Genomic DNA, 22,483 nt, shown 5'->3' with positions numbered 1-22,483 from the left:
ATGCCATGCCTGCATGCGCGTGGAGCCACACAGCGCGCCACGCGCACGGACTGCTGAAGCTTACTCTTCGGGTTGGCCGACGAGCGCCGCGTTGAGACCGATCTCGGGCGTCTGGTCGGAGAAGATCGAGGCGAACCAGCCTGGGTTGGAAACCAGCGACGGCTTGAAGGTGTTGCATCCGGCCTTCATTTCCGCCCAGGTGCCCTCGTTGCAAAGCTTGATCGTCTCGTTGGTGACGATCGGCAGCGGCAGGATGGTCGCTTTCGGCACATCCTTGCCCTCGATCGCCTCGATGGCGAGCTTCAAGGCGAGCGCGCCGGAATAAGGCGGCGAGGCATAGGAAATGCGCGGCGCGCCGAGTGGCGCGTAGGGAGAAGCGGCGCCCTCGACCTCCGTGCCTTCCGGCAGCATCTGGATGCGGCCGCCATTGGAGCCTTCGCCGGCGCAAGGCAGAAGCTCGCTGGCCTTCTTGCCCGCCTCGAGCTGCATCGAATTGGCGGTGAAGCAGCCGACCTGCATCCACAGCCCGTTGATATCGCTCCAGTTGCGCGTGGCGAGAATTTTGGAAAGTTCGGTGCGGGCGACCGCCTGGCTCCACATGCCGACAGCCTCGCCGACGATCTTGATGTCGGGGTACTTGGCGAAAACCTCCTTGGCGGCCTTCGTCCGTTGGTCGTCGACGGATGTTCCGGGAACGCCCGTGACGGCGATGATGTTGCCCTTGCCATTGAGCTTCTTCACGAGCCATTCGGCGGTCACCCGGCCCGCTTCCAACTGGTCGATATGGACGTTGTAGGCGCAGGGTTCCGTGATCTCGGCGTCGTAGGCGAAGACCTTGACCCCCTTGTCGCAGGCATTCTTCACGACCTGATTGAGTGCGGTCGGCGAGATCGGATAGACGACGATCGCCTCGGCGCCGCTTTGCACCATGGCGTTGATCTGCTGGATCTGGCGTTGCGCATTGGGCCCGGCGACCTGGACTTGCAGGTCGACCTTGTCGGCAAGGCTTTTGTGAGCGGCCATGGCCTTGACCATGTTGGCCGCCTCGGCCTGCCAATCGTTGCCGATGTAGCTCATGCTCAGAAATATCTTGTGCCTTTCGGCGGCCTCGGCCGCGGAAATGCCAAAGGCGCAGGCAGCCATGCCGGCCAGCAGCGCAAGCCGCCGGGCTTTCAATCCGATACCCATTATGAAACTCCTCCCGATCCGAACGATCGGATGCCTCCCAAGGGCACGAGACGTGACCTTGCCATCCGATATCCCAACCGTATCATCATTTGATCAAAGATCAATGATGAAATATGCTCATGACAGGCGACGGCCGGGGCGCTTGACGCCGCAGCCGGAAGCCTGCATTCCGGATACGGGTTATGGCGCAGCTTGCGCGGGAAGGTTGAGGGGGAGATGGCTGGAGCGGCGTTCAGAAAGCCGGGTGTCGAGATCGCGCCCCTGTCCAAGGAGACCTTGCAGGACAGGGTCTATCGCCATGTCACCGAATTGATCCTCGACGGCAGCATCGTGCCGGGCGAGATGGTAACGGTGCAAAGCCTTGCCGATGCTTTCGGCGTCAGTCCGATGCCGGTCAGGGAGGCGCTGCGGCGGCTGACCGCCGCCAACGCGCTGATGGTGGTTTCAGGCCGCTCGATCGGCATTCCCGCACTCAGCCGCACACGCCTCGTCGATCTGAGAAACGTCCGCTTCGAGATCGAGGCGATCGCCGCTGCATGGGCAGCCGAGCGCATGGACGACCAGGCTATCGCCCGGTTGCGCCAGCATCTGGACGCGCTCGAACAGGCCAATGCGGCGGGAGACGTCAAGTCCTATCTGCGCGCCAACTACGCCTTTCATTTTTCCATCTACCGGGCGGCCGGCTCCGAGAACATCCTCAACATCATCGAGAACCTGTGGCTGCAGATCAGTCCTTATTTCAACATGCTGCATGATTCCGGAAACTACTCGACTGCCAACGCGCACCATCAAAAGATGTTCGCCGCGTTGCGCGACCGGGACGCGGAAGCGGTCAAGGCCGCGGTCCGCGCCGACATCGACGCCGCCTTCGACGTTCTGGTCGGTCTGCTGAAATAGCCCAAATGAGTTCCGTCGGCGCCCAAAGCGCGCAGCGGACACGTTCAAGGCATAGAGGTGTTGCAACTGCCGGCAAGCTGGCTGACCGCTTCATCGAATCCGGCCAGGTCGAAATCGGCCTGGCCGCGTCCCGACAGCAGCCCGAAGCGCCACGAAAGCTGGAGCCGGTTCGCGGCGGCAAGGCGCTTTATGCCGTCGGCGCCATCGCGCACCAGCATGCGGCCGCGCGGGCCGACCAACCAGCTCTCGTCGAACTTGTTGTCGCCGTCGACGGTGACCGACATGGTGATCTTGCGATTGGCCGTGACGGTGTCGTTCAATTGCAACCATTCGGTCCAGCGCGGTTGGCTGTCCGGGCGGCAGGCGATGGTCAGGATCGGGCTATAGCTCAGGGCGCCACCGCCGGTGATCAGCTTGTTGGTGGCATGAACCGAAGCCGTGACGAGGCCGTCATCGTCCGTGCCGATGCGCCAGGTGCCGGCATCGGCCTGGGCGAAATCGCAGGCAAAGGCCAGGACGATCGCCAAGGCGACGACGCGTCGCGTTCCGAAGAATAGGCTCAACCGCCCCTCCAACAACCCTGTGGTTTGCAGCAGGAGCGCAGATAGTGATCAATGCTTGGTATCGACAATGGTCACCGTCCGCGAAACGGATTGGCTGTTGCAATTTCGCAACGAAAAAGGCCGCCTCGAGGGGCGGCCTTCGTCAGTTCCATCAAGTCGGGACTTATTCGGCGTCCTTGGCGGCCTTCTTCTTCGGCGCTGCCTTCTTCTTCGGCTCTTCCGCGTCGTCGCTCTTCTTGTCTTCAGTCTTCTTCGACGCGGCCTTCTTCGCCGGCTTCGCCTTGGTCGCGGTCTCGGCTTCCTCGTCGTCGGCCATCAGCTCTTCCTTGCTGACCTTGACGTCGGTGACCGAGATCTGCCCGAGCAGGTGATCGACCACCTTCTCCTCGAACATCGGCGCGCGCAGCGCATTCAGCGCCTCGGGATTGTTGCGGTAGAACTCGAAGGCTTCCTGCTGCTGGTTGGCCGGAAAGCGACGAACCTGCTCGAACAGGCCGCGCTGCAATTCCTCGTCCGACACGGTGACCCCGGCCTTCTCGCCGATCTCGGCCAGCACGAGGCCAAGGCGCACGCGGCGCTCGGCGAGCCGCATATATTCGGCGCGGGCTTCTTCCTCGGTCGTCTCTTCATCGGCGAAGGTGCGGCCAGCCGCTTCCAGATCGCGGTTGACCTGCGCCCAGATGTTGTTGAACTCGGCCTCGACGAGCTTCGACGGCGCCTCGAACGAATAGGCGGCGTCGAGCTGGTCGAGCAGCTGGCGCTTGACCTTCTGGCGCGTCATCGAGCCGAACTGGCTCTCTATCTGGCCGCGCACGATCTCGCGCAGGCGTTCCAGCGACTCCAGACCGAGATTCTTCGCGGTCTCGTCATTGATTTCCAGCTCACCCGGCTTGGACACTTCCTTGACCGTGACGTCGAAGGTCGCTTCCTTGCCGGCCAGATGCGCCGCCTGGTAGTTTTCCGGGAAGGTCACGGTGACCTGCTTCTCGTCGCCCGCCTTGCTGCCGATGAGCTGATCCTCGAAGCCCGGAATGAATTCCTTGGAGCCAAGCACCAGCGGCTGATCGGTGCCGGCGCCGCCGGCAAAGGCCTCGCCATCGATCTTGCCGACATAGTCGATGCTGACACGGTCGCCTTCGGCCGCCTTGCCGGTCTTCGGCTCGTAGCTGCGCGCCGATTCAGCGACGCGCTTGACCTGCTCGTCGATCTCGGCCTCAGGCACGTCGAACACCTGGCGTGTCACCTTGATGTCGGAAAAATCCTTGATCTCGATGGCCGGGATGATCTCGTAATTGAGGCGGAATTCGAAGTCGGCGCCGCCGGCCAGGATCTTCTCGGCTTCCTTCTCGTCCTCGGTCATGATGACTTCGGGCTGCATGGCGGCTTTTTCGCCGCGGCCCGAAATGATCGACCGGGTCGAATCGTTGAGGATCTCGTTGACCACCTCGGCCATGAACGACTTGCCATAGACCTTGCGCAGGTGCTGCACCGGCACCTTGCCGGGACGGAAGCCGTTGATGCGAACCTTGTTCCTGGCGTCGGTCAACCGCGCCATCAGCTTGGCTTCCATGTCACCAGCCGGCACGGTGATCTTGATCTCGCGCTTGAGACCGGAATTGAGTGTTTCGGTGACCTGCATCGTAAAACCTTTGTTTCCACCAATGAGGCTGCCAAACGGCTCTCCGCCGTTCACAGCCTGCCGGTATAATCTTGCCGGGAATGGCTTTTGGTACGGAACCTGGCGATTTGACCGGAAATACGGCTCAAACTCTTCCAAACTGCGTTCCAAAATGTGAATAAGTCTTTGTTTTTCCTACTTCTTATCACATTTTGCAGAAGCGGATCGTCGCGTCCCGTCACATTCGACACGCCTTTTGTCACAGGCGAGGCCAATTTTCAACCATCTTCGCGTTTAGGCGAATAACCATCATTTCGGCCCTGACATTGACAGAATGATGGCTATCGCCGGAACCATGCGGACGTGACGAACCGGCAGGGATGGCGACGATGCGGTATCTCACCTCACTCCCGAGACCTCGACAAGTCCGCCGAGGCTCTGCTACAGCCCGCCTGAGGCGCGTGTGGTGGAACTGGTAGACACAGCAGGTTTAGGTCCTGCCGCCGCAAGGCTTGGGGGTTCGAGTCCCTTCACGCGCACCACTGAATGCCGGCATGACAATGTTTCGCGGCTAGTCCGCGGCTCCCGGCAAAAAATCAGGAAACCGTCTTAGGCGAGCTTCTTGATGCGCCCCTTGTCGAGGCGGAAGATGCCGTCATTACCGCCTTGGCGCTGGAAATCATCCTGCAGCTCGTCCCATGTACCAAGATACTGACCGCAGTCGTCGCACCGGATGCTCGTCGAAGGTTCGGCATCGGCAGGAATCCGCAGTCTTATCGTGCCGCAAAAGGGGCACTCCAACTGGTGGTCCAAGTACCCCGTCGCCATGGGCTTTCCATCTTTCTGAATACCACCGCCAGCGTTGAGCGTATACCGATCATGCAACACAATCCAGTGGCGAGACGCGAATGCCGGAAATGGCCCTGGGATCGATCGACGTTCAGGACGTTCCAGCCACTCCACGGCGTGAGCTTCGAGGCCGCGCCGCCCTTCGCTCTTCAAGCTATGGATGGCGGCCACCCCGTAGCACACCTTAATATAGCGGCTCCTGAAACAGTGTCTTGTCGCCGTCCACCAGCGCCTTGATCTGGGCGGTGCCGTCGCTGGCCAGCGCAAGACGGATCCCGAACGGGCGTACCCGCATGTCGTTCTGGATTGCCATCCCTGCGCCTTCCGGCAGGTAGAACCGTTCGATGCCGTAATCCGGCGCGATCGTCATTCCCTCGCCGCGAAGATCCCAACCTTCTGCTACATGACCGCGAATATCGGCCTCGTTGGCACCGGCCGGTGTCGGCGCGGCGCCGAACCAGGCGGCGCTCGGCGTCCAGTAGCCGTCGGCGTTCTTCTTCAGGCGGACGACGATCGAGGTGTCGTCGCTGGAAAGTTTTCCGGCCGGGATGTTGGCGATCATCGTCACGGGTATGCGCGAGATCTCGTAGGCGAGCATGACATAGTCGCCGCGCAGCAGGTCGCGCGGATCGACAGGCTCGATCTTCAGCAGCACTTCCTTGCCGCTGCGCAGGATCGCCGCCCGGCCGGCGATGATCCACCCCAGAAAGCCGATCTGGACAAGCGCCAGGACCAGCGCCGAGATAACAAGCCTCTTCCCGGTCATCATGCCGTGGCTCCTCCGGTGGCCGGATCCTTCATGCGTTTCTCCACGCGGATGATGACGATCGCCAGGATGCCAAGCAGCACCGCCGCGGCAAGGAAGAAGCCGGCCGTGTCGAGCATCGATTGCAGGGTCACGACATAGATCATGGCGAGTTCGAAGGCGAAACCGAGATAGGCAAGCCAGCGCAGGCCACGGCTTTCACGCCCTGCGAGCACAATGGCGGCGACGATGCCGGCCAGCGCGACGACCGAGGCAATGGCGAAACCGCTGTTGTAGCTGCTTTCGTCGGCCAGTTCGAACTGGATGATGGCCAGGCCGGTGAGGAAGCCAAGCAGCGCATGTAGCGGCAAGCGGCCGCCAAGCTGCACGATCCTGTCGACCGGTTCCGGCGCGAAGACGGAAGCCACGAACAACAATACCGACACGATGACCAGCGGGATCGCCACCGGCAGCGTCTCGTGATCCACGGCGACCAGCACAAGATAGAAGAGCAGAGACAGGATGATCAGGTGCCGCGCCGCCTGGCTGCGGGTCCAGAACGAGACGGCGAACAGCACAGCCGCCATGACGAGGAAGAGGTGCGGAAACTGGCTGCGGTTGAAATAGTCGAACCCTTTCAGGAACAGCCAGGCATCGGCGATGCCGACCGCGGCGACGGTCAGCGGGTTGGACCGCAGCGCCACCGCCGCCAATGCGGTGCCAGCGCCCCAGGTGATCAAGGCCGAGGCCTCGTCCCCCGACAGATGGTACATCTGGCCGATCAGCGCGATCGACCCGCCGAAAGCAGCAGCCGCCACGATCCACAACGCCTCGCCGATCGCCGCATGGTCGCGGGTTTTCAGCACCGCACCGCCGACATAGCCGCCAAGGATGACGGCAAAGAGCGCGGCAACGCGCGCCAGCCGCGGAATGGCTTCCCAGTTGGCGGCGATGAAGATCAGGATGGCCGCGCCGAACAGCAGCGCCGCCATCATCGCCAGAATCGAACCGAAGCTCAATGACTGGCGGGCGTTGATCTCGACATCGCGCCTCAATGCATCGGCCGTCGGGGCGTCGATCAGTCCGGCCTCGAGCCATCGCGCAATGTCCGACCTGACCCGTGTCGCGTAGCCCGCCATGCCTTCCCCCGCTGCTTGGTCGGTTTTTCAGCTGGAGCTGCCAAACCGTTGACGTCACGGCACTTTCTGATTCTGGCTTCTTTGTGTCAGGTCCGTGAAGGCTTGTTAATGTTGCATTGCACAATTTGCATTGCTGCCATGCAGCCATAGCGCTTTTAAATCGATATGGGCCCGCCTATTTATGGTTTGTACACAAACGGAATGATCCGCAAGAAAAGACGAAACGAGAAATACCATGAACCTGATCCGCAACTACCGCAACTGGCGCCGCTACCGGGACACCGTTTCCGAGCTGAGCCGCCTGAGCAACCGTGAACTGACCGACCTCGGCATCAGCCGCAGCGACATTCCTTACGTCGCTCGCAAGGCGGTCTAATCCTTCGGACCGCGAATGGTCCGAACCAGTTTTGAGAAGAGCATGACAATGAACCTGATCCGCAACTATCGTAACTGGCGCGTTTATCGCGAGACGGTTACCGAGCTGGGTCGCCTTTCCAACCGCCAGCTGCATGATCTCGGCATCGTCCGCGACGAAATCAAGATCATCGCCCGCCAGGCGATCTAACAACGGAATTTCGCCAGGGTCGACCTCCTCCCCGACCCTGACGAATACGGTCACCCCTTACCTCCTCCCAAGGGTTGACCACCAAAACGGCGCCCGCCGCACCTCCTCCCGCGGCGGGCGTTGTTTCCCCGGAGCAAAAGGAATTTTGCTCTGTAGGTTTCGCCCCTCTTCAAAATGGCGAATAGAATTTCGTCAAAGCCGACCTCCTCCCCGGCGATGACGAATACGGTCGGCCTTCACCTCCTCCCGAAGGTTGGCCACCCAAACGGCGCCCGCCGCACCTCCTCCCGCGGCGGGCGTTGTTTCCCCGGAGCAAATGAGTTTTGCTCCAGAGGGCTTTGCCCCCTTCCAAAATGGCAAAAAGAATTTCGTCAGAGCCGACCTCCTCCCCGGCGATGACGAATACGGTCGGCCTTCACCTCCTCCCGAGGGTCGACCCCCAAAACGACACCCGCCGGACCTCCTCCCCCGGCGGGTGTTGTTGTTTCAGGGCAGCCTTCACCGCCGTGGCCATGTCGTTCCAGGCGCGGCAATTGCAATCGTTCCGCCAAGCGATTATTCCGGCGCTCATGAGCAAAAACCCAATCCACATCATCGGCGGTGGCCTCGCCGGATCCGAAGCCGCATGGCAGGCGGCGCAAGCCGGCGTTCCCGTTGTGCTGCACGAAATGCGGCCCGTTCGCGGTACCGAGGCGCACAAGACCGACGGCCTGGCCGAACTCGTCTGCTCCAATTCCTTCCGCTCCGACGACGCCGAGAACAACGCCGTCGGTCTTTTGCATGCCGAAATGCGGCTGGCCGGCTCGCTGATCATGAGCGCCGGCGACGCGAACCAGGTGCCGGCCGGCGGCGCGCTGGCCGTGGACCGCGACGGATTTTCCGACGCGGTGACGGCCAGGATCGAGGCACATCCGCTGATCTCCATCCAGCGCGAGGAAGTTCCCGGCTTGCCGCCGGTCGAATGGGATCAGGCCATCATCGCCACCGGCCCGCTGACCGCACCCTCGCTCGCACAGTCGATTGCCGAAGCGACGGGCGCCGATGCGCTCGCCTTCTTCGATGCGATCGCGCCCATCATCCATTTCGACACGATCGACATGGACACCTGCTGGTTCCAGTCCCGCTACGACAAGGTCGGGCCCGGCGGCACCGGCAAGGACTACATCAACTGTCCCTTGGACAAGGACCAGTATCTTGCCTTCGTGCAGGCACTGGTGGAGGGCCAGAAAACAGAATTCAAGCAATGGGAAGGCACGCCCTATTTCGACGGCTGCCTGCCGATCGAGATCATGGCCGAGCGTGGCGTCGAGACGCTGCGCTACGGGCCGATGAAGCCGATGGGCCTCACCAACGCGCACAATCCGACTGTCAAGGCCTACGCCGTCGTGCAACTGCGGCAGGACAATGCGCTGGGCACGCTCTACAACATGGTCGGCTTTCAGACCAAATTGAAGCATGCCGAGCAGGTGCGCATTTTCCGCACGATTCCTGGCCTGGAGAACGCCGAATTCGCCCGCCTCGGCGGCCTCCATCGCAACACCTACATCAACTCGCCGACCTTGCTCGACGGCTCGCTGCAGCTTAAGTCGCGGCCCGGTCTGCGTTTCGCCGGCCAGATCACCGGCTGCGAGGGCTATGTCGAAAGCGCCGCCATCGGCCTGCTCGCCGGCCGCTTCGCCGCCGCCGAGCGGCTCGGCCATGCACCGTCGCTGCCGCCGCTCACCACCGCCTTCGGCGCCTTGCTCAACCACATCACCGGCGGCCACATCGTTTCTGACGACGAACCGGGAAAACGCTCCTTCCAGCCGATGAACGTCAATTTCGGCCTGTTCCCACCGGTGGAAGCGCCAAAGGCCGACGGCAAGCGCCTGCGCGGCAAGGACAAGACATCAGCCAAGCGCCATGCGATCACGTCGCGTGCGCGGGCTGACTGTCGGCAATGGCTGGGACTACCGTCCGAGACGGCCCAAGCGGCAGAGTAACGGGGTGCTCGTTCGGATTGGATCAGGACGTAAAGTAGTATAGTATCCCACTTTTCGCCCGGGAGCCGACCAATGGAAGCCGCCGAGAAACTTTCCATCACCGTAACGCCCGCCATGGCGCGCATGATCCGCGAAAGGGTCGATGACGGTTCTTTCGGCTCGGCAAGCGAAGTCATCCGTGCAGCACTCCGCGCCTTCCAGCGCGAAGAGGAGGAACACGCCGAGCGGATGGCATCGATCCGGGCGCGGGTGAAGGCTTCGATCGAGGACACGAGACCGAACCTTTCCGGAGAGCAGGTTCGCGACCGGCTTAAGAAATTGGCTGAGCAATATTCGAGCCGTGCCGATGATTCGGCGGCTTGAAGTCGAGTATCGCGAAAGTGCCAACAACGATCTTGCCAACATTTTCAAACACATCGTCGAAGCTGGCGGGAATCCGGATGTAGCGCTGAGGTTCGTTCTGCGCATCGAAGACCGCTGCCACAACATCGGCAATGCACCTCGCGGTGGTCGCTCGCGCGACGACATGGCGCCGGGACTGCGAACCGTCCCGTTCGAGCACTCCGCCGTCATCGCCTACGTGATCGAGAGTGATGTCATCAGCATCGTCAATATCTTCTATGGCGGCCGCGATTACGAGACATTGATGCGCGACGGCGGTTCGAGTGACCCTTCTTAGCTGCCGCGACGAAACATCTACTCCGCCGGCTCGGTAACCGCCATCGGTAACCCTGGCCGACCTGCCTCACCCGGGTTTCTCCTGACATAGGCTGCTTTCAGGCTTTCCGACGTTTCGCGCGAGCCGTCATGGCTCCAACCTGGCGGCTTGATCAGATAGTTCAGGCGGTCCCCAAGGCCCAACCCCGGCATCAGCGCATCCCGGAACATGCCGATCCATTCATGGAACGCCACTTTCAGCGGATTGAAGGTGCCTAGATTCTTGACGATGCCGTAGCGCGGCCGGTCTTCCTCCAATTCCGGAACGAAGGTGCCGAACATGCGATCCCAGATGATCAGCGTGCCGGCATAGTTGGCGTCGAGATAGCGAGGATTGGTGGCGTGGTGGACGCGGTGATGCGACGGCGTGTTGAAGATGAATTCGAACCAGCCCCACATCTTGCCGATCGTCTCGGTGTGTATCCAGAACTGCCAGACCAGATTGAAGCCGAAGGTGAAGGCAATCACCGCCGGATGGAAACCGAGCAGCACCAGCGGCGCCTGCAGCACGAACATGAAGGTGAACAGGCCCGTCCAGCTCTGCCTGAGTGCCGTCGACAGATTGTAGTGCTGGCTGGAATGGTGGTTGACGTGCTCGGCCCACACCCAGCGCACCCGGTGCGCAATGCGGTGGTAGATGTAGTAGCGCAGGTCATCGAGCAGAAAAGCGGCCAGGAACACCCAGAACGACAGGCCGAGATTGAACAACCGGAATTGCCAGAGCCACAGCAGCGCCCAGTAGGAGACGACGCCGAGCAGCAGCCCGGCGACGACATTGCCGGTGCCCATCATCAGGCTGGTCAGCGTGTCGCGCGTCTCGAACGAGCCCTTGGCCCGGCCGGTACGCACCAGCCACAGCTCGATCAGGATCGCGGCAACGAAGAACGGGATGGCGAGTTGGGTAACCTGCGGAAAATTGTAATCGCCCATTACGCGGCCTCCCTGGTCGAACGAGGATGCTGCGGCTGAAGAACTCTAAGCACAGCATGCGCGTCGGCAGCGTTTGCGAAAGTGAAGCGGCCGCCTTTCCAGGTGAAATCGGCAAGGCGCAGCGCAATCGTGCCGGCACTATCGTCACTCCACGCCAATACATCGCGCGGCGTGACGATCCGCGTCAGGAAACAGTCCCCGATGGTCTGCACGATGCCAAGGCGCCGTCGCCCGAGTTCCAGGAACGCGGTCCGACCGTCGGTTGTGAGACGGATGGCGGCCGCCGGTTCATCCGGAAAATCCTCGGCAAAACGCTCTCGCGCCTGCTCCGCATCGGCCAGCCTGGCCTTCCGGCTGCCGCCGGAGAAATGAACGGCGGCGACCGACAGCGCGATGCCGAATACGACGATCACGACCAGCACGGGCAGGCTCATGGACAGGCATCTCCTCCAGCCGGCCTGTTGTCTTGGCAACAATTCCCGGTTGAGCGATTCCTTAGCACAATTGACGTTTACGTCAAAGTGCTGGCCAGCCCACCATCGCGTGACGCAGCATGAGCCAGTGGCGGCGCATGGTCGAGAGTCGCACCGTGCCGTCGAGCGGCGAACCGCGTTCCATTTTCGCCAGGTAGGCTCGCGACAGGACCAGCGGCAGAAAGGCCGGGCGCAGCGAAGCCGGCAAATCCGATGCGCCTTTCTCGAAGGCCGAGAGATGCTCCCGCGCCAGCGCGATCATGGCGGCGGCGGCGCGCTGCGCACCTGGTCCACCATCGTCGGTGACGAATTCCTCCGGAGACGAACCCGCCGCGGCCAGGATGTCGGCCGGAACAAAACACTGCCCGCGCCTGCGATGCAGCGGCAGCAGGAGCAACAGTCCCGTAATCGCCTGCGCGCAACCCGCCCTACCGGCCAGTTCGGCGAAACGTGGGGCCACTCCTGGATCCAGCACCATTGCCGCCAGTTGAATGAGCGCGGCTGCCGTTTCGCCGCAATAGCCTTCGAGATCGGTTCGCGACGGCATCGGGTCGTCATAGAGGTCGAAGATCCTGGCCTCGAGCATGTTCTCGAATGCCGGTTTCGGCAGGCTGTACCTGGAAATCGTGGCCTTCAGCGCATCCGCGATCGGATGGCCCGTCTCGGACCCTTCGGCTGCTGCGATGACATCGCGCCACCATTGCAACCGCACCTCGCCCGGCAAGGCCTCGCGGATGCGGTCGCGAATGCCCGCGATTTCGGCGTTGAAGGCGTAGAGCGAAAACAGCGCGACGCGCTTGTCGGTCGGCGCATAGAGCGCACTGAGATAGCGGTCATGGTCGGCGGCGCGGACCGCGCCCATGACGATTTCGCCTCTGTGGTCCACGTCAGTCGACGGCGATCAGCGCGGCGGCGACCGCGCGATCCTCGGCGAGCAGGACATTATATGTCCGCACCGCCGCACCCGTCGCCATCGGGTCGGCGGCTATGCCTGCCGCCTTCAAGGCGGCGCGAAGCCCCGCCGGCAAGGGTCGTAAATCCTTGCCCGTGCCGACCAGCAGGATTTCGATCTTCTCGGCCTGGGCCAGCAGCCGTTCGAAATCCGCCACCGTCAGCGCAGATGGGTCCGCCGGCTCCCAGCCATGGATGCCCGACGGCAGGCATAGAAGCGAACCGCGATGCGACATGTCGGCGAAACGGAAGCCGCCATTGCCATAGGCCTCGATCGGCGCGCGGCCGGGGAAATGCGCCTCGCGGATGACGATACCTTTGGCCATCCCTGCCGATCCGCCCTTCGGGTCGCGCGTCAGGTCGCGACCGCCTTGCCGCCGCCGACCGGCTTTTCCTCGTCCGATCTCGTGGCCTGCGGCCGCAGCTTGAACAGGATCAGCAGCGGCGCGGCGATGAAGATCGACGAATAGGTGCCGAAGATGACGCCGAACAGCATTGCCATCGTGAACGAGCGGATCACCTCGCCGCCGAACAGCACCAGCGCCAGGAGCGCCAGGATCGTCGTCACCGAGGTCAGCGTCGTTCGCGACAGCGTCTCGTTGATGGCGTTGTTGAGGAGCTGCGGCAGCGGCATCTTCTTGTATTTCCTGAGATCCTCGCGAACGCGGTCATAGACCACGATCGTATCGTTCAGCGAGTAGCCGATGATGGTCAGGATCGCTGCCAGCGACGATTGGTTGAACTCCAGCCCGGTGATAACGAAGAAGCCTATGGTCATGACCACGTCGTGGACGGTCGCCACGATGGCGCCGACCGCGAACTGCCATTCGAAGCGGAACCAGACATAGATCAGGATGCCCACCAGCGCGACCAGCATGGCGATCGTGCCTTGCTTGGCCAGTTCCCCCGACACGGTCGGTCCCACCACCTCGACGCGGCGGAAATCGTAATTGTCCTGCAACTCGCCACGAACCTTGTCGATGACGGTCTGCTCGGCATTCTCGCCGCCGTCCTGGGTGCCGACGCGGATCAGCACGTCGTTCGGCTCGCCGAACTGCTGCACCTGAACTTCGCCGATATTCAGTTCCGAGAGCCTGGCTCTGATGTCGGCAAGATCGGCATTACCGCTCTTGGACTTCACCTCGATCAGCGATCCGCCCTTGAAATCGATGCCGTAGTTGATGTCGACGGTCATGAACAGCACCACCGACAGGACCGACAGCAGGCTCGACAGCGCGAAGGTCCAGCGGCGAATGCCCATGAACGGAATCTTCGTGCCGGGCGGAACGAAGGTCACCGGCGCCTTCGGCAATTCCTTCGGGCGGGCGCGGCGCAGCCAGATGGACACCAGCAGCCGGGTAAAGGTGAAAGCGGTGAACACCGTGGTCAGGATGCCGATGGCGTAGGTGATGGCAAAGCCCTTCACCGGCCCGGTTCCGAGATAGAACAGCACCACGGTCGCGATCAGCGAGGTGACGTTGGAATCGACGATCGTCGCCAGCGCCTTCGAGAAGCCGGTGTCGATCGCCTGGATCACCGAGCGTCCGGCGCGCCGCTCCTCGCGGATGCGCTCATAAATCAACACGTTGGAATCGACGGCCATGCCGATGGTCAGCACGATACCGGCAATGCCTGGCAAGGTCAGCGTCGCGCCAAGCAGCGACAGCAATCCGACGATCATCGCGACGTGTACCGCGAGCGCGATGTTGGCGAGGAAGCCGAGCAAGCCGTAGGCTACGAACATGAAGGCGACGACAAGGATAGAGCCGATGATGCCGGCGACCTTGCCGGCATGAATCGAATCCTGGCCGAGGCCCGGGCCCACCGTGCGCTCCTCGATCACGGTCAGCTTTGCCGGCAGCGCGCCTGCGCGCAGCAGGACCGCGAGGTCGTTGGCGCTCTCGGCCGTGAAATTGCCTGAGATCTGGCCGGAGCCGCCCAGGATCGGCTCGCGGATCTGCGGCGCCGAAATCACCTGGTTGTCGAGGATGATGGCGAACAGCTTGCCGACATTCTGCGATGTCGCCTGCCCGAACCGGGTCGCGCCGCGCGAGTTGAAGGTGAAGGAAACCACCGGCTCGTTGGTCTGCGAGTTGTAGGTTGCGGTCGCTTTTGAGAGGTCTTCGCCGGAAACGATTACGCGGTTTTCGATCAGGTAGGGAACCGGCGGATCGTCCTGCGAATAGAGGATCGATGAACCGGCCGGCGGACGGCCCTTCAGCGCATCCTGCACCGGCATCGACTGGTCCACCATCTGGAAGGTCAGCTTGGCGGTCTGGCCGATGATTTCCTTCAGCCTTTGCGGGTCCTGCAAACCGGGCACCTGCACCAGGATGCGGTCATCGCCCTGCCGCTGCACGATCGGTTCGGTGGTGCCGAGTTCGTTGACGCGGCGTTCGACGACTTCGATCGACTGTGCCAACGCAGCCGAGGTGCGATATTTTATGCCGGCGTCGGTGACGGTGAATTTGAGCAGGCCGGGCTCGGAATCATCCAGCGCCATCTCCTGGACGGACCCGCCGGTGAACAGGCTTGCGGCGACCGGATCGGTCAGCGGCTTCAGTGCGGTCTTGGCCGCATCGAGCTGGTTCGGGTCCTGTATGCGGACCTGTACGGTCCTGCCCGTGCCCGCCAGGCCGGTATAGCCGATCTTGGCCTCGCGCAGCAGCGTCCTGATCTCGTCACGCGTCGTCTCCAGCTGCGCCTTGACCAGATCGTTCTGATCCATCTGGAGCAGGATGTGCGAGCCGCCCTGCAGGTCCAGGCCGAGCGTCATCTGCCGCTTGGGCACCCAGCTCGGAAGCTGCGCCAGCGTCCTTGCGGGAATGAGATTGGGCGCGGCGAGGACCACTGTGGCGGCCACGGCCAGCCAGATCAGGATCATCTTGAAGCGCGAGAAATAAAGCATATAGCGTCGTCCGTCAGAGCGTGTCCGCGGATCGCTCCGCCTGGAATTTGGTTATTTCTTGGCGTTCTGGTTCGCCACCGGCTCGCCCTTGACGCGCACGTCGGCGATCGTCGAGCGCAACGCCGTCACCTTGGTGCCGCCGCCGAGGTCGATCTCGAGCTCATTGTCGTCGATCACCTTGGTCACCTTGCCGACGAAGCCGCCGCCGGTGACGACCGTGTCGCCGCGGCGCACGGCCGCCAGCATCTCGCCGCGCTTCTTCAGCTGCGTGCGCTGCGGCCGGATAATGAGAAAATACATGATCACGAAGATCAGGACGAACGGCAAAATGCTGATGAACATGTCGGGAGAAGCCCCAATGCCTTGGGCATATGCCGGTGTCACGAACATCGAGGTACTCCTGAATTTTGAAAACAGCCGCCAAACGGTTCAGTGGATTTGGCAGCCCCGCGAAATTTGGCCGGAATATAGTCGGTAAAGTTGCCAATGCAACTGCGTGGCCAGGCAAATCGGCTGCTTTTCCGGCTTGTTCGCCCGTGTTAGAGCATGACCGCGAAAAGCGCGAGCGGGTTTTCGCAAAAGATCACGCTCGAACAAACGGTTGCAGCCGATTTCGAAGCCGCCGAGGTCGAACCTGCCCCACGCAAGAACCGAAGCAAAGACCAGAGATGACCGATAGCAGCATCGACGCCTTGAACCAGAAACTCGACCGCCTGATCGAGGCGGTCAGCCGCCTCGCCCCGCCGCCTGTGCCCGAAACCGACCTTGGCGGAGCCGATTGCTTCGTCTGGCAGGCGGATCCGGGTTATCTGGAGCCGGTGCGCAAGGTGAACCGCGTCGACATCGGCCTGATCCGCGGCGTCGACCGGGTGCGCGACATCCTCGTCGACAACACAGAGCGCTTCGCCTCCGGCTATGCCGCCAACAACGTGCTTTTGTGGGGCGCGCGCGGCATGGGCAAATCGTCGCTGGTCAAGGCTGTGCATGCCGCAATCAACGCCTCGCCGAAACTCGACCGCCCGCTCAAGCTGATAGAGATCCATCGCGAGGATATCGATACGCTGCCGAAGCTGATGACGCTGCTGAAGGCCGCGCGTTATCGCTTCATCCTGTTTTGCGACGATCTCTCCTTCGACCATGACGATACCTCCTACAAATCATTGAAGGCAGCGCTCGAAGGCGGCGTCGAGGGCCGCCCGGCCAATGTCATCTTCTACGCCACATCGAACCGCCGCCATCTTCTGCCGCGCGACATGATCGACAATGAGCGCTCGACCGCCATCAATCCGTCCGAGGCGGTCGAGGAGAAGGTTTCGCTCTCCGATCGCTTCGGCTTGTGGCTTGGCTTCCACAAATGTTCGCAGGACGAATATCTCGAAATGGTCAACGGCTACGCCAGCCATCATGGGCTCGACATCGACCCCGACCAGTTGAGCGCCGAGGCGCTGGAATGGGCAACGACGCGCGGCAGCCGCTCCGGTCGCGTCGCCTGGCAGTTCACGCAGGACCTCGCAGGCCGGCTCGGCAAGGCGTTGAAGGACTAGGCGGGGTACAACGGGTGGACAGGAGCCGGCCACAAAAGTTTCGTGGCCGACCCCGTCCGGGGACGCTGGTTTCTATATCGTGTTCATTGCCGCACAGGCTTTATGCTTCCCAGAACCATGGGAATATCGGTTTGTATCCCGAGTGTATCGGTTGCCCAGGCCTGCATTTCTGGTGAAGAATCACCTGATTTCAGGATGGAAATGGCCAGCCTGGACATGTCTGTGGGCGGCTTGGTATTGATCACTGCATAGGAGAAATAGCCGGCCAGAGCGGCACTTGCGATCGAAATGACCGGCGCAACGATCAAAGCAGTTGCTCGCACATGCGATTGCCAGCGATGCGTTGGGCTGGCAGACGGAAGTTCATCCTCTTCGACAGATTCAGTCATTCCACTCTCCTTGCAGAGCGTCGAGAATGACTTTCCTCTATATTAGTTAAAATGCAGATAACCGCTTTTCTGACGGCGGCCCCGGTTTTGGAACGACGACATGCGTGGAAACAACGACGTGGATCCCGCAACCAACTGAAAAAGCCCGCTCCTTGCGGGGCGGGCTGAGCCGGCGGGCCGGACTGGAGGTCAGGCGGCCCGCAATCGCTTTTTTTATTCTATTCCAGGTAGCCCCGACTATTCGAGATAGCCGGAGGGATCGACCGGGGCAGAGTTCTTGCGCACTTCGAAGTGCAGCTTCGGCGAGTCCGTCGTGCCGCTCATGCCCGACAGCGCGATTTCCTGGCCGCGCTTGACCTTCTGGCCGCGCTGCACTTCGATCGAACTGGCGTGACCATAGACGGTGACCAGGCCATTCTCGTGGCGCACCAGCACCGTATTGCCGAATTCCTTGAGACCGTCGCCGGCATAGATGACGACGCCGTTCTCGGCCGCCTTGACCGGCGTGCCCGTCGGCACGGCGATGTCGACGCCGTCCTTGCCGGAACCGAAACCGGAGATGACGCGGCCGCGCACCGGCCAGCGCATCTTGCCTATGCCGGTGGCGTCCGGCGCCACAGCGTCGTCGTCCTCGGCCTGCTGGATGACCTTGGCGTCCTTCTTCGGCGGCGTGTAGGACGCCAGCGTTTGCGAAGGCGTAGTCTTGGCCGCCGGCTGCGTCGTGGCTGTCGTCACCGGGTCTACCGCCGCGGGCTTTGCGACGGCTACCGTGGCCGTTCCGCCGGCCGGCACCTTCAGCGTCTGGCCGATCTTCAGCAAGCCGTCCTGCATGCCGTTCGCCTGCTTGATGGCGACGACGCCGACACCGGTCTTCCTGGCGATCGAGGAAAGCGTATCGCCCGACTGCACCGTATAGGTGCCGGCGCCGGCCTTGGGCGCGGCGGCGGCCACTTGCGGCGCGGGCTTGTTGTCCTTGGGCTTGTTCGCCGCCGCCGATGCATCGACCTGCGCGGCCGGCTTGCCCTCCTTGAGCTTCGGCTGCTGCGGCAGCACGGCGACCTTTTCCGGCGCGGTGGCCGGCAAGTCGCGCTTGCCATTGGCTGGCTTGGCGTCGGCCACCTTGGGCTCGGCTTTGCTGGAATAGCCATAGGCCGGAATGACGATCTTCTGCCCGGTCTTCAGTCCCTTGGTCGGGCTCAGCCCGTTGACCTTCATGATCACGTCGGCCGGCACTTTGTAGTGCTGCGCCAGGCCGGAGATCGTTTCACCGTCCCTGACGACGATCTCGGTGGCGTGCGGCGTACCGGCTGCCTTGGCGTCGGGCTGGGCATCCTTGAAGGGCTTGGCCGCGGGAGCAACCGTGCCGGTCGTCGTCCGGTCGACATGCGGCGCCGGACGCACCAGAGCGGGCGCCGATGCAACGCGCACCGGGTTGGCGGCGGGTGCCAGCGCCGGAGCCGGCTGCGCCTGGGCGACCGGGGGCGGCAGCGGCCGCGTCGACACCGGTTCGAGGCTGGAGCGACTGACCGACTGCGTGTGGGTGCCATCGAGCGGCGCGGCCGCGACATCCCCCGGATAGGGCTGCTGCACGGCGTCCTGCTTGTTGATGATGGCGCGCTGATTGTTTGTCGAGGAGGTGAAGACGTCGTCGACGCCGTTGAACCGCGACACCTGCGAGCTGCACCCAGCCGCAGCACCCGCGATCATGAGAACAGCGCAGCCCCGCGCCAAATTGCGACTGTTCGCCTTCAAAACACTGAGTTGCATCGCACTAACCCGCACAAACTCTGCACCAACTGGACAGGATTAAAGCGCGTTAATGTTACTGGTCGGTTAACCCCTTAGAATCAGACGGAAATTTTCTTAAAATATTTGGGGCGGCCCAGACTGCCCATATAGAGGCACGCGCAGCCGCCGTTGCAGGCCGGCTGACATGGACAATCCCTAGATAACGGCCGCCAGGCTGCGCAATACCGGCTGCAGGCGCACGAGGCCGATATCCTCGCGCTCGAAACGGCTGCCGACCTTGGTGAGCTTGGCCAGCACCTGCTCGCCCTCCTCCGGTCCGATCGGCGCGATCACGATGCCGCCGCTCGACAACTGGTCGAGCAGGAAACGCGGCAGGCTGTCGAAGGCGGCCCAGGCGACGATCCGGTCGAACGGGCCTTCTGCGGCCAAACCGGAGGAACCATCCACCTGGCGCGCGATGACGTTGCCGATGCCGAGCGCCTCGAAACGCTGCCGCGCCTGTTCGACCAGCGTCTTGTAGCGGTCGATGGTGACAACCCGGCCTGCCAGGCGCGACATCACCGCTGCCGTATAGCCGGAGCCGGTACCGATCTCGAGCACGCGGTTCCCGACTTCGATGGCGAGTGCGGCGATCACCGCCGCCTGCATGTCCGCGCCCTCGATCGCTTCGCCGCATTCGATCGGCAGCATGCGGTCCGACCAGGCGATGGAATGGAACTGGGCGGCCAGGAAGCCGCGCCGCGGCGTCGCCTCGAAGGCCGCGATCAGCGCCTTCGGCACGGTCCCCCTGCCGCGCAGGCGCAGCAGGAAGGCGGCAAATCCTTCTCGGTCATCGATTGGCAGGTTCATGCAAGGGCCTTGCTCAGCTGGTCACGAATCTCATGCGCCGTGAGGTCGAGCTGCAGCGGCGTCACCGACACCAGGCGATTGCGCAGCGCGAAGAGGTCAGTGCCCTGCTTGCCCTCGACCGGTTCGCGGCCGAAGCGCAGCCAGTAGTAAGGCAGGCCGCGCCCATCGCGCCGCTCGTCGACCCACAGGCTGTGCACGAGCTTGCCTTGCGAGGTGACCACCGTGCCGGCGACTTCTTCGGGCAGGCAGTTTGGGAAATTGACGTTGAGCAGCACGCCGTCCGGCAATGGCGTCGCGACGAGCTTGTTGAGCAGTGCCGGCGCCAGCGCCTCAGTGGTCTCATAGGGAACGACGCGGTCCTCGCCAACAGTGCTGTAGCCTTGGCTGAGCGCGATCGAGCGTATGCCGAGCAGCGCGCCCTCCATGGCGCCGGCGACGGTTCCCGAATAGGTGACGTCGTCAGCAATGTTGGCGCCGGAATTGATGCCCGACAGGATCAGGTCGGGCGCGCCGGGCAGGATCTTCTTCACGCCCATGATGACGCAGTCGGTCGGCGTGCCGCGCACGGCAAAGTGCTTCTCGCCGATTTTCCTCAACCGCAGCGGCTCCGAGATCGACAGCGAGTGCGCATAGCCGGATTGGTCCTGCTCCGGCGCCACCACCCAGACATCGTCGGACAATGTGCGCGCGACGCGCTCGAGTGATGCCAGGCCCTCGGCGTGAATGCCGTCGTCATTGGTCAGGAGAATGCGCATTATTTCGATTCGATCTTTTTCAGCCCGCCCATGTAAGGCCGCAGCACTTCAGGAATGGTTACGCTGCCATCCTCATTCTGGTAGTTTTCGATGACAGCGATAAGTGCGCGCCCGACAGCCGTGCCTGAGCCGTTCAGCGTATGGACGAAGCGGTTGCCCTTGCCGTCCTTGTCCTTGTAGCGGGCGTCCATGCGCCTGGCCTGGAAATCGCCGCAGACAGAGCAGGACGAGATCTCACGATAGGCGTTCTGGCCAGGCAGCCACACCTCGATATCATAGGTTTTTCGCGCGCCAAAACCCATGTCGCCGGTGCACAGCACCATGGTGCGGAATGGCAACTCTAGCCGCTTCAGCACTTCCTCGGCACACTCCGTCATCCGCTCATGCTCGGCGAGCGAGGACTCCTGATCGGTGATCGATACCAGCTCGACCTTGTAGAACTGGTGCTGGCGCAGCATGCCGCGCGTGTCGCGGCCTGCCGAGCCGGCCTCCGACCGGAAGCACGGCGTCAGCGCGGTGTAGCGCAGCGGCAGTTTTTCATGCGCGGTGATCTCCTCGCGTACGAGGTTGGTGAGCGGCACTTCGGCGGTGGGGATCAGGCCAAGCCTGCCATCTCCATGCGGCGTGAAGAACAGATCCTCCTCAAACTTCGGCAGCTGGTTGGTGCCGAAAAGAACATCGTCCTTGACCATCAGCGGCGGGATGACTTCCTCATAGCCATGCTCGGTCGTGTGCAGGTCGAGCATGAACTGGCCGATCGCGCGTTCCATCCGCGCCAGCCCGCTCTTCAGCACGGTGAAGCGCGAGCCCGAGAGTTTCGCGGCGCGCTCGAAATCCATCATGCCGAGCGCTTCGCCGATCTCGAAATGCTCCTTCACCCAGTTCGGCCGCGTCGGCACCTTGCCGACAATGTGCTTGACCACATTGTCGTGCTCGTCCTTGCCGACCGGCACATCGTCGAGCGGCACATTGGGCAGCACCGCCAGCGCGTCGTTGAGCGCCTTGTCGAGCTCGCGTTCGCGCGCCTCGCCGTTCTGGATGAAGGTTTTTATCTCGCCGACTTCGGCTTTCAGCTTTTCGGCAAGGGCCGCATCGCCCGAGCGCATGGCGTTGCCGATCTCCTTCGAGGCGGCGTTGCGGCGTTCCTGCTTGGTCTGCAGCTCGGTGACATGTTCGCGCCGTGCCTCGTCCCTGGCGATCAGGTCATCGACGGTGGACTGCGCTTCCTCGGCCGACCACGAGCGCTTCGCCAGCGCCTCGACAAGGGCCCTCGGGTTGTCGCGAATCCATTTGATGTCAAGCATGGTCTGAAAGCTCCTGCGGTAGCTTGCCGCCCAAAGCGCGCGACGGTCTGCGCTACGATATGCTCAAGAATAAAGCCCGAAACGCATCGTGGGTTTCGCGATGCGTTTCAGGCCAGAGGGGGTAAACCGCATCTCTGATCGATGCAAGATCGGGCTTGCTGACGGCAAGGCCGCAGGCCCGCTTTCGACTGGTGAGGGATAGCGCGACAGCCCAACATAAAAAACCCGCCTCGGCGGCGGGGCGTTGGCGCAAATCAGCACCATAGGTAAATATCTACCATAGTGGCGGGCACGAGGTCAAGAAAAAATTCCTATCGACATCGGGCCGCACACCGATTCCGAGCCCGGCAGCCCGCAGGGGCGACGCG

General features: G+C 62.5%; 24 protein-coding genes and 1 tRNA gene. 8 read left to right on the top strand and 17 right to left on the bottom strand.

Translation table 11 applies throughout. The features are described from left to right. Positions 1-60: 60 nt before the first annotated feature. Positions 61-1,188, bottom strand: coding sequence for a sugar ABC transporter substrate-binding protein (locus tag LB532_RS08715; RefSeq protein ID WP_140638933.1), 1,128 nt, complete (start codon positions 1,186-1,188; stop codon positions 61-63). A 216-nt stretch (positions 1,189-1,404) separates the two neighbouring features. Between LB532_RS08715 and LB532_RS08710 the strand changes: the two genes are divergently transcribed. Further along, positions 1,405-2,085: a GntR family transcriptional regulator gene (locus LB532_RS08710; protein WP_140638934.1), complete on the top strand. Its 681-nt coding sequence runs from the start codon at positions 1,405-1,407 to the stop codon at positions 2,083-2,085. Positions 2,086-2,129: 44 nt separating this feature from the next. On the opposite strand, the gene LB532_RS08705 is transcribed toward LB532_RS08710, so the two are convergent. Together LB532_RS08705 and tig are read right to left on the bottom strand one after the other, a co-directional pair. After that, positions 2,130-2,648 (bottom strand): hypothetical protein, encoded by a 519-nt coding sequence (locus tag LB532_RS08705; RefSeq protein ID WP_140638935.1) that lies wholly within the window; start codon positions 2,646-2,648, stop codon positions 2,130-2,132. Positions 2,649-2,811: 163 nt separating this feature from the next. Beyond that, complete coding sequence (gene tig, locus LB532_RS08700) at positions 2,812-4,287, bottom strand: trigger factor (protein ID WP_140551476.1); 1,476 nt, start codon at positions 4,285-4,287, stop codon at positions 2,812-2,814. Between the two features lie 436 nt (positions 4,288-4,723). Here tig and LB532_RS08695 point away from each other — a divergent pair. Continuing rightward, positions 4,724-4,808: transfer RNA gene (locus tag LB532_RS08695), tRNA-Leu, on the top strand. A gap of 67 nt (positions 4,809-4,875) precedes the next feature. Here the strand turns inward: LB532_RS08695 and LB532_RS08690 are convergent. The 3 genes from LB532_RS08690 to LB532_RS08680 are packed head-to-tail and all read right to left on the bottom strand — an operon-like array spanning position 4,876 to position 6,999. After that, positions 4,876-5,286 (bottom strand): hypothetical protein, encoded by a 411-nt coding sequence (locus LB532_RS08690; protein WP_224556618.1) that lies wholly within the window; start codon positions 5,284-5,286, stop codon positions 4,876-4,878. A gap of 13 nt (positions 5,287-5,299) precedes the next feature. Then, entirely contained in the window at positions 5,300-5,884 is a 585-nt protein-coding gene (locus LB532_RS08685; RefSeq protein WP_140638936.1) for a GDYXXLXY domain-containing protein, read from the bottom strand. Then, positions 5,881-6,999: a DUF2157 domain-containing protein gene (locus LB532_RS08680; protein WP_140638937.1), complete on the bottom strand. Its 1,119-nt coding sequence runs from the start codon at positions 6,997-6,999 to the stop codon at positions 5,881-5,883. Before LB532_RS08680 ends, LB532_RS08685 begins: the two co-directional genes overlap by 4 nt. Positions 7,000-7,234: 235 nt before the next feature. Between LB532_RS08680 and LB532_RS08675 the strand changes: the two genes are divergently transcribed. From LB532_RS08675 to LB532_RS08655, 5 genes are all read left to right on the top strand, one after another. After that, a complete protein-coding gene (locus LB532_RS08675) occupies positions 7,235-7,375 on the top strand; it encodes a DUF1127 domain-containing protein (protein ID WP_013531315.1) in 141 nt (46 codons plus the stop codon). 48 nt (positions 7,376-7,423) lie between these two features. Next, on the top strand, positions 7,424-7,564 hold the full coding sequence (locus LB532_RS08670) for a DUF1127 domain-containing protein (RefSeq protein WP_013531314.1): 141 nt from the start codon (positions 7,424-7,426) through the stop codon (positions 7,562-7,564). A 569-nt stretch (positions 7,565-8,133) separates the two neighbouring features. Further along, a complete protein-coding gene (gene trmFO, locus LB532_RS08665) occupies positions 8,134-9,546 on the top strand; it encodes a methylenetetrahydrofolate--tRNA-(uracil(54)-C(5))-methyltransferase (FADH(2)-oxidizing) TrmFO (RefSeq protein ID WP_140638938.1) in 1,413 nt (470 codons plus the stop codon). A 72-nt stretch (positions 9,547-9,618) separates the two neighbouring features. Next, on the top strand, positions 9,619-9,909 hold the full coding sequence (locus LB532_RS08660) for a type II toxin-antitoxin system ParD family antitoxin (RefSeq protein WP_140638939.1): 291 nt from the start codon (positions 9,619-9,621) through the stop codon (positions 9,907-9,909). Next, complete coding sequence (locus LB532_RS08655) at positions 9,893-10,225, top strand: type II toxin-antitoxin system RelE/ParE family toxin (protein ID WP_140638940.1); 333 nt, start codon at positions 9,893-9,895, stop codon at positions 10,223-10,225. Before LB532_RS08660 ends, LB532_RS08655 begins: the two co-directional genes overlap by 17 nt. Positions 10,226-10,242: 17 nt before the next feature. Here LB532_RS08655 and LB532_RS08650 read toward each other — a convergent pair whose 3' ends face one another. From LB532_RS08650 to yajC, 6 genes are all read right to left on the bottom strand, one after another. Beyond that, positions 10,243-11,193 carry a sterol desaturase family protein gene (locus LB532_RS08650; protein WP_140638941.1) on the bottom strand — a complete coding sequence of 317 codons (951 nt, stop codon included), beginning with the start codon at positions 11,191-11,193 and terminating at the stop codon, positions 10,243-10,245. After that, a complete protein-coding gene (locus LB532_RS08645; RefSeq protein WP_140638942.1) occupies positions 11,193-11,627 on the bottom strand; it encodes a type II secretion system protein in 435 nt (144 codons plus the stop codon). The genes LB532_RS08650 and LB532_RS08645 overlap by 1 nt, the downstream gene beginning before the upstream one ends. Before the next feature lie 82 nt (positions 11,628-11,709). Beyond that, a complete protein-coding gene (locus LB532_RS08640) occupies positions 11,710-12,528 on the bottom strand; it encodes a phytoene/squalene synthase family protein (protein WP_140638943.1) in 819 nt (272 codons plus the stop codon). Between the two features lie 25 nt (positions 12,529-12,553). After that, positions 12,554-12,943, bottom strand: a complete 390-nt coding sequence (locus LB532_RS08635) for an Mth938-like domain-containing protein (RefSeq protein WP_140638944.1) — start codon at positions 12,941-12,943, stop codon at positions 12,554-12,556. Between the two features lie 29 nt (positions 12,944-12,972). Next, positions 12,973-15,525, bottom strand: coding sequence for a protein translocase subunit SecDF (secDF, locus tag LB532_RS08630; protein WP_140638945.1), 2,553 nt, complete (start codon positions 15,523-15,525; stop codon positions 12,973-12,975). A 51-nt stretch (positions 15,526-15,576) separates the two neighbouring features. After that, positions 15,577-15,915, bottom strand: coding sequence for a preprotein translocase subunit YajC (yajC, locus tag LB532_RS08625; protein WP_027024896.1), 339 nt, complete (start codon positions 15,913-15,915; stop codon positions 15,577-15,579). A gap of 278 nt (positions 15,916-16,193) precedes the next feature. On the opposite strand from yajC, the gene LB532_RS08620 reads away from it, so the two are divergent. Continuing rightward, positions 16,194-17,069: an ATP-binding protein gene (locus LB532_RS08620; RefSeq protein ID WP_224556617.1), complete on the top strand. Its 876-nt coding sequence runs from the start codon at positions 16,194-16,196 to the stop codon at positions 17,067-17,069. A gap of 83 nt (positions 17,070-17,152) precedes the next feature. On the opposite strand, the gene LB532_RS08615 is transcribed toward LB532_RS08620, so the two are convergent. The 5 genes from LB532_RS08615 to serS all read right to left on the bottom strand — a co-directional run bounded on the left by LB532_RS08615 (position 17,153) and on the right by serS (position 22,115). Then, positions 17,153-17,458 (bottom strand): hypothetical protein, encoded by a 306-nt coding sequence (locus LB532_RS08615; RefSeq protein ID WP_140638947.1) that lies wholly within the window; start codon positions 17,456-17,458, stop codon positions 17,153-17,155. Between the two features lie 237 nt (positions 17,459-17,695). Beyond that, entirely contained in the window at positions 17,696-19,225 is a 1,530-nt protein-coding gene (locus tag LB532_RS08610; RefSeq protein WP_140638948.1) for a LysM peptidoglycan-binding domain-containing M23 family metallopeptidase, read from the bottom strand. Positions 19,226-19,402: 177 nt separating this feature from the next. Continuing rightward, a complete protein-coding gene (locus LB532_RS08605; RefSeq protein ID WP_140551462.1) occupies positions 19,403-20,056 on the bottom strand; it encodes a protein-L-isoaspartate(D-aspartate) O-methyltransferase in 654 nt (217 codons plus the stop codon). Next, complete coding sequence (gene surE / locus LB532_RS08600) at positions 20,053-20,811, bottom strand: 5'/3'-nucleotidase SurE (protein WP_140638949.1); 759 nt, start codon at positions 20,809-20,811, stop codon at positions 20,053-20,055. The genes LB532_RS08605 and surE overlap by 4 nt, the downstream gene beginning before the upstream one ends. Next, positions 20,811-22,115, bottom strand: a complete 1,305-nt coding sequence (serS, locus tag LB532_RS08595; RefSeq protein ID WP_140638950.1) for a serine--tRNA ligase — start codon at positions 22,113-22,115, stop codon at positions 20,811-20,813. Before serS ends, surE begins: the two co-directional genes overlap by 1 nt. Between the last annotated feature and the right edge of the window lie 368 nt (positions 22,116-22,483).

Source organism: Mesorhizobium sp. ESP-6-2 (assembly GCF_020164675.1).
GTDB lineage: Bacteria > Pseudomonadota > Alphaproteobacteria > Rhizobiales > Rhizobiaceae > Mesorhizobium.
Note: the sequence above shows the minus strand (reverse complement) of the source record. Positions and strands in the feature narration are given on the sequence as shown.

Excerpts from the sequence above, each read along its gene's own strand:
- LB532_RS08715 (WP_140638933.1), bottom strand. The coding sequence starts at position 1,188 with ATGGGTATCGGATTGAAAGCCCGGCGGCTTGCGCTGCTGGCCGGCATG.
- LB532_RS08710 (WP_140638934.1), top strand. The coding sequence starts at position 1,405 with ATGGCTGGAGCGGCGTTCAGAAAGCCGGGTGTCGAGATCGCGCCCCTG.
- tig (WP_140551476.1), bottom strand. The coding sequence starts at position 4,287 with ATGCAGGTCACCGAAACACTCAATTCCGGTCTCAAGCGCGAGATCAAG.
- LB532_RS08685 (WP_140638936.1), bottom strand. The coding sequence starts at position 5,884 with ATGATGACCGGGAAGAGGCTTGTTATCTCGGCGCTGGTCCTGGCGCTT.
- LB532_RS08680 (WP_140638937.1), bottom strand. The coding sequence starts at position 6,999 with ATGGCGGGCTACGCGACACGGGTCAGGTCGGACATTGCGCGATGGCTC.
- LB532_RS08675 (WP_013531315.1), top strand. The coding sequence starts at position 7,235 with ATGAACCTGATCCGCAACTACCGCAACTGGCGCCGCTACCGGGACACC.
- LB532_RS08670 (WP_013531314.1), top strand. The coding sequence starts at position 7,424 with ATGAACCTGATCCGCAACTATCGTAACTGGCGCGTTTATCGCGAGACG.
- trmFO (WP_140638938.1), top strand. The coding sequence starts at position 8,134 with ATGAGCAAAAACCCAATCCACATCATCGGCGGTGGCCTCGCCGGATCC.
- LB532_RS08660 (WP_140638939.1), top strand. The coding sequence starts at position 9,619 with ATGGAAGCCGCCGAGAAACTTTCCATCACCGTAACGCCCGCCATGGCG.
- LB532_RS08655 (WP_140638940.1), top strand. The coding sequence starts at position 9,893 with ATGATTCGGCGGCTTGAAGTCGAGTATCGCGAAAGTGCCAACAACGAT.
- LB532_RS08650 (WP_140638941.1), bottom strand. The coding sequence starts at position 11,193 with ATGGGCGATTACAATTTTCCGCAGGTTACCCAACTCGCCATCCCGTTC.
- LB532_RS08645 (WP_140638942.1), bottom strand. The coding sequence starts at position 11,627 with ATGAGCCTGCCCGTGCTGGTCGTGATCGTCGTATTCGGCATCGCGCTG.
- LB532_RS08640 (WP_140638943.1), bottom strand. The coding sequence starts at position 12,528 with ATGGGCGCGGTCCGCGCCGCCGACCATGACCGCTATCTCAGTGCGCTC.
- LB532_RS08635 (WP_140638944.1), bottom strand. The coding sequence starts at position 12,943 with ATGGCCAAAGGTATCGTCATCCGCGAGGCGCATTTCCCCGGCCGCGCG.
- secDF (WP_140638945.1), bottom strand. The coding sequence starts at position 15,525 with ATGCTTTATTTCTCGCGCTTCAAGATGATCCTGATCTGGCTGGCCGTG.
- yajC (WP_027024896.1), bottom strand. The coding sequence starts at position 15,915 with ATGTTCGTGACACCGGCATATGCCCAAGGCATTGGGGCTTCTCCCGAC.
- LB532_RS08620 (WP_224556617.1), top strand. The coding sequence starts at position 16,194 with ATGACCGATAGCAGCATCGACGCCTTGAACCAGAAACTCGACCGCCTG.
- LB532_RS08615 (WP_140638947.1), bottom strand. The coding sequence starts at position 17,458 with ATGACTGAATCTGTCGAAGAGGATGAACTTCCGTCTGCCAGCCCAACG.
- LB532_RS08610 (WP_140638948.1), bottom strand. The coding sequence starts at position 19,225 with ATGCAACTCAGTGTTTTGAAGGCGAACAGTCGCAATTTGGCGCGGGGC.
- LB532_RS08605 (WP_140551462.1), bottom strand. The coding sequence starts at position 20,056 with ATGAACCTGCCAATCGATGACCGAGAAGGATTTGCCGCCTTCCTGCTG.
- surE (WP_140638949.1), bottom strand. The coding sequence starts at position 20,811 with ATGCGCATTCTCCTGACCAATGACGACGGCATTCACGCCGAGGGCCTG.
- serS (WP_140638950.1), bottom strand. The coding sequence starts at position 22,115 with ATGCTTGACATCAAATGGATTCGCGACAACCCGAGGGCCCTTGTCGAG.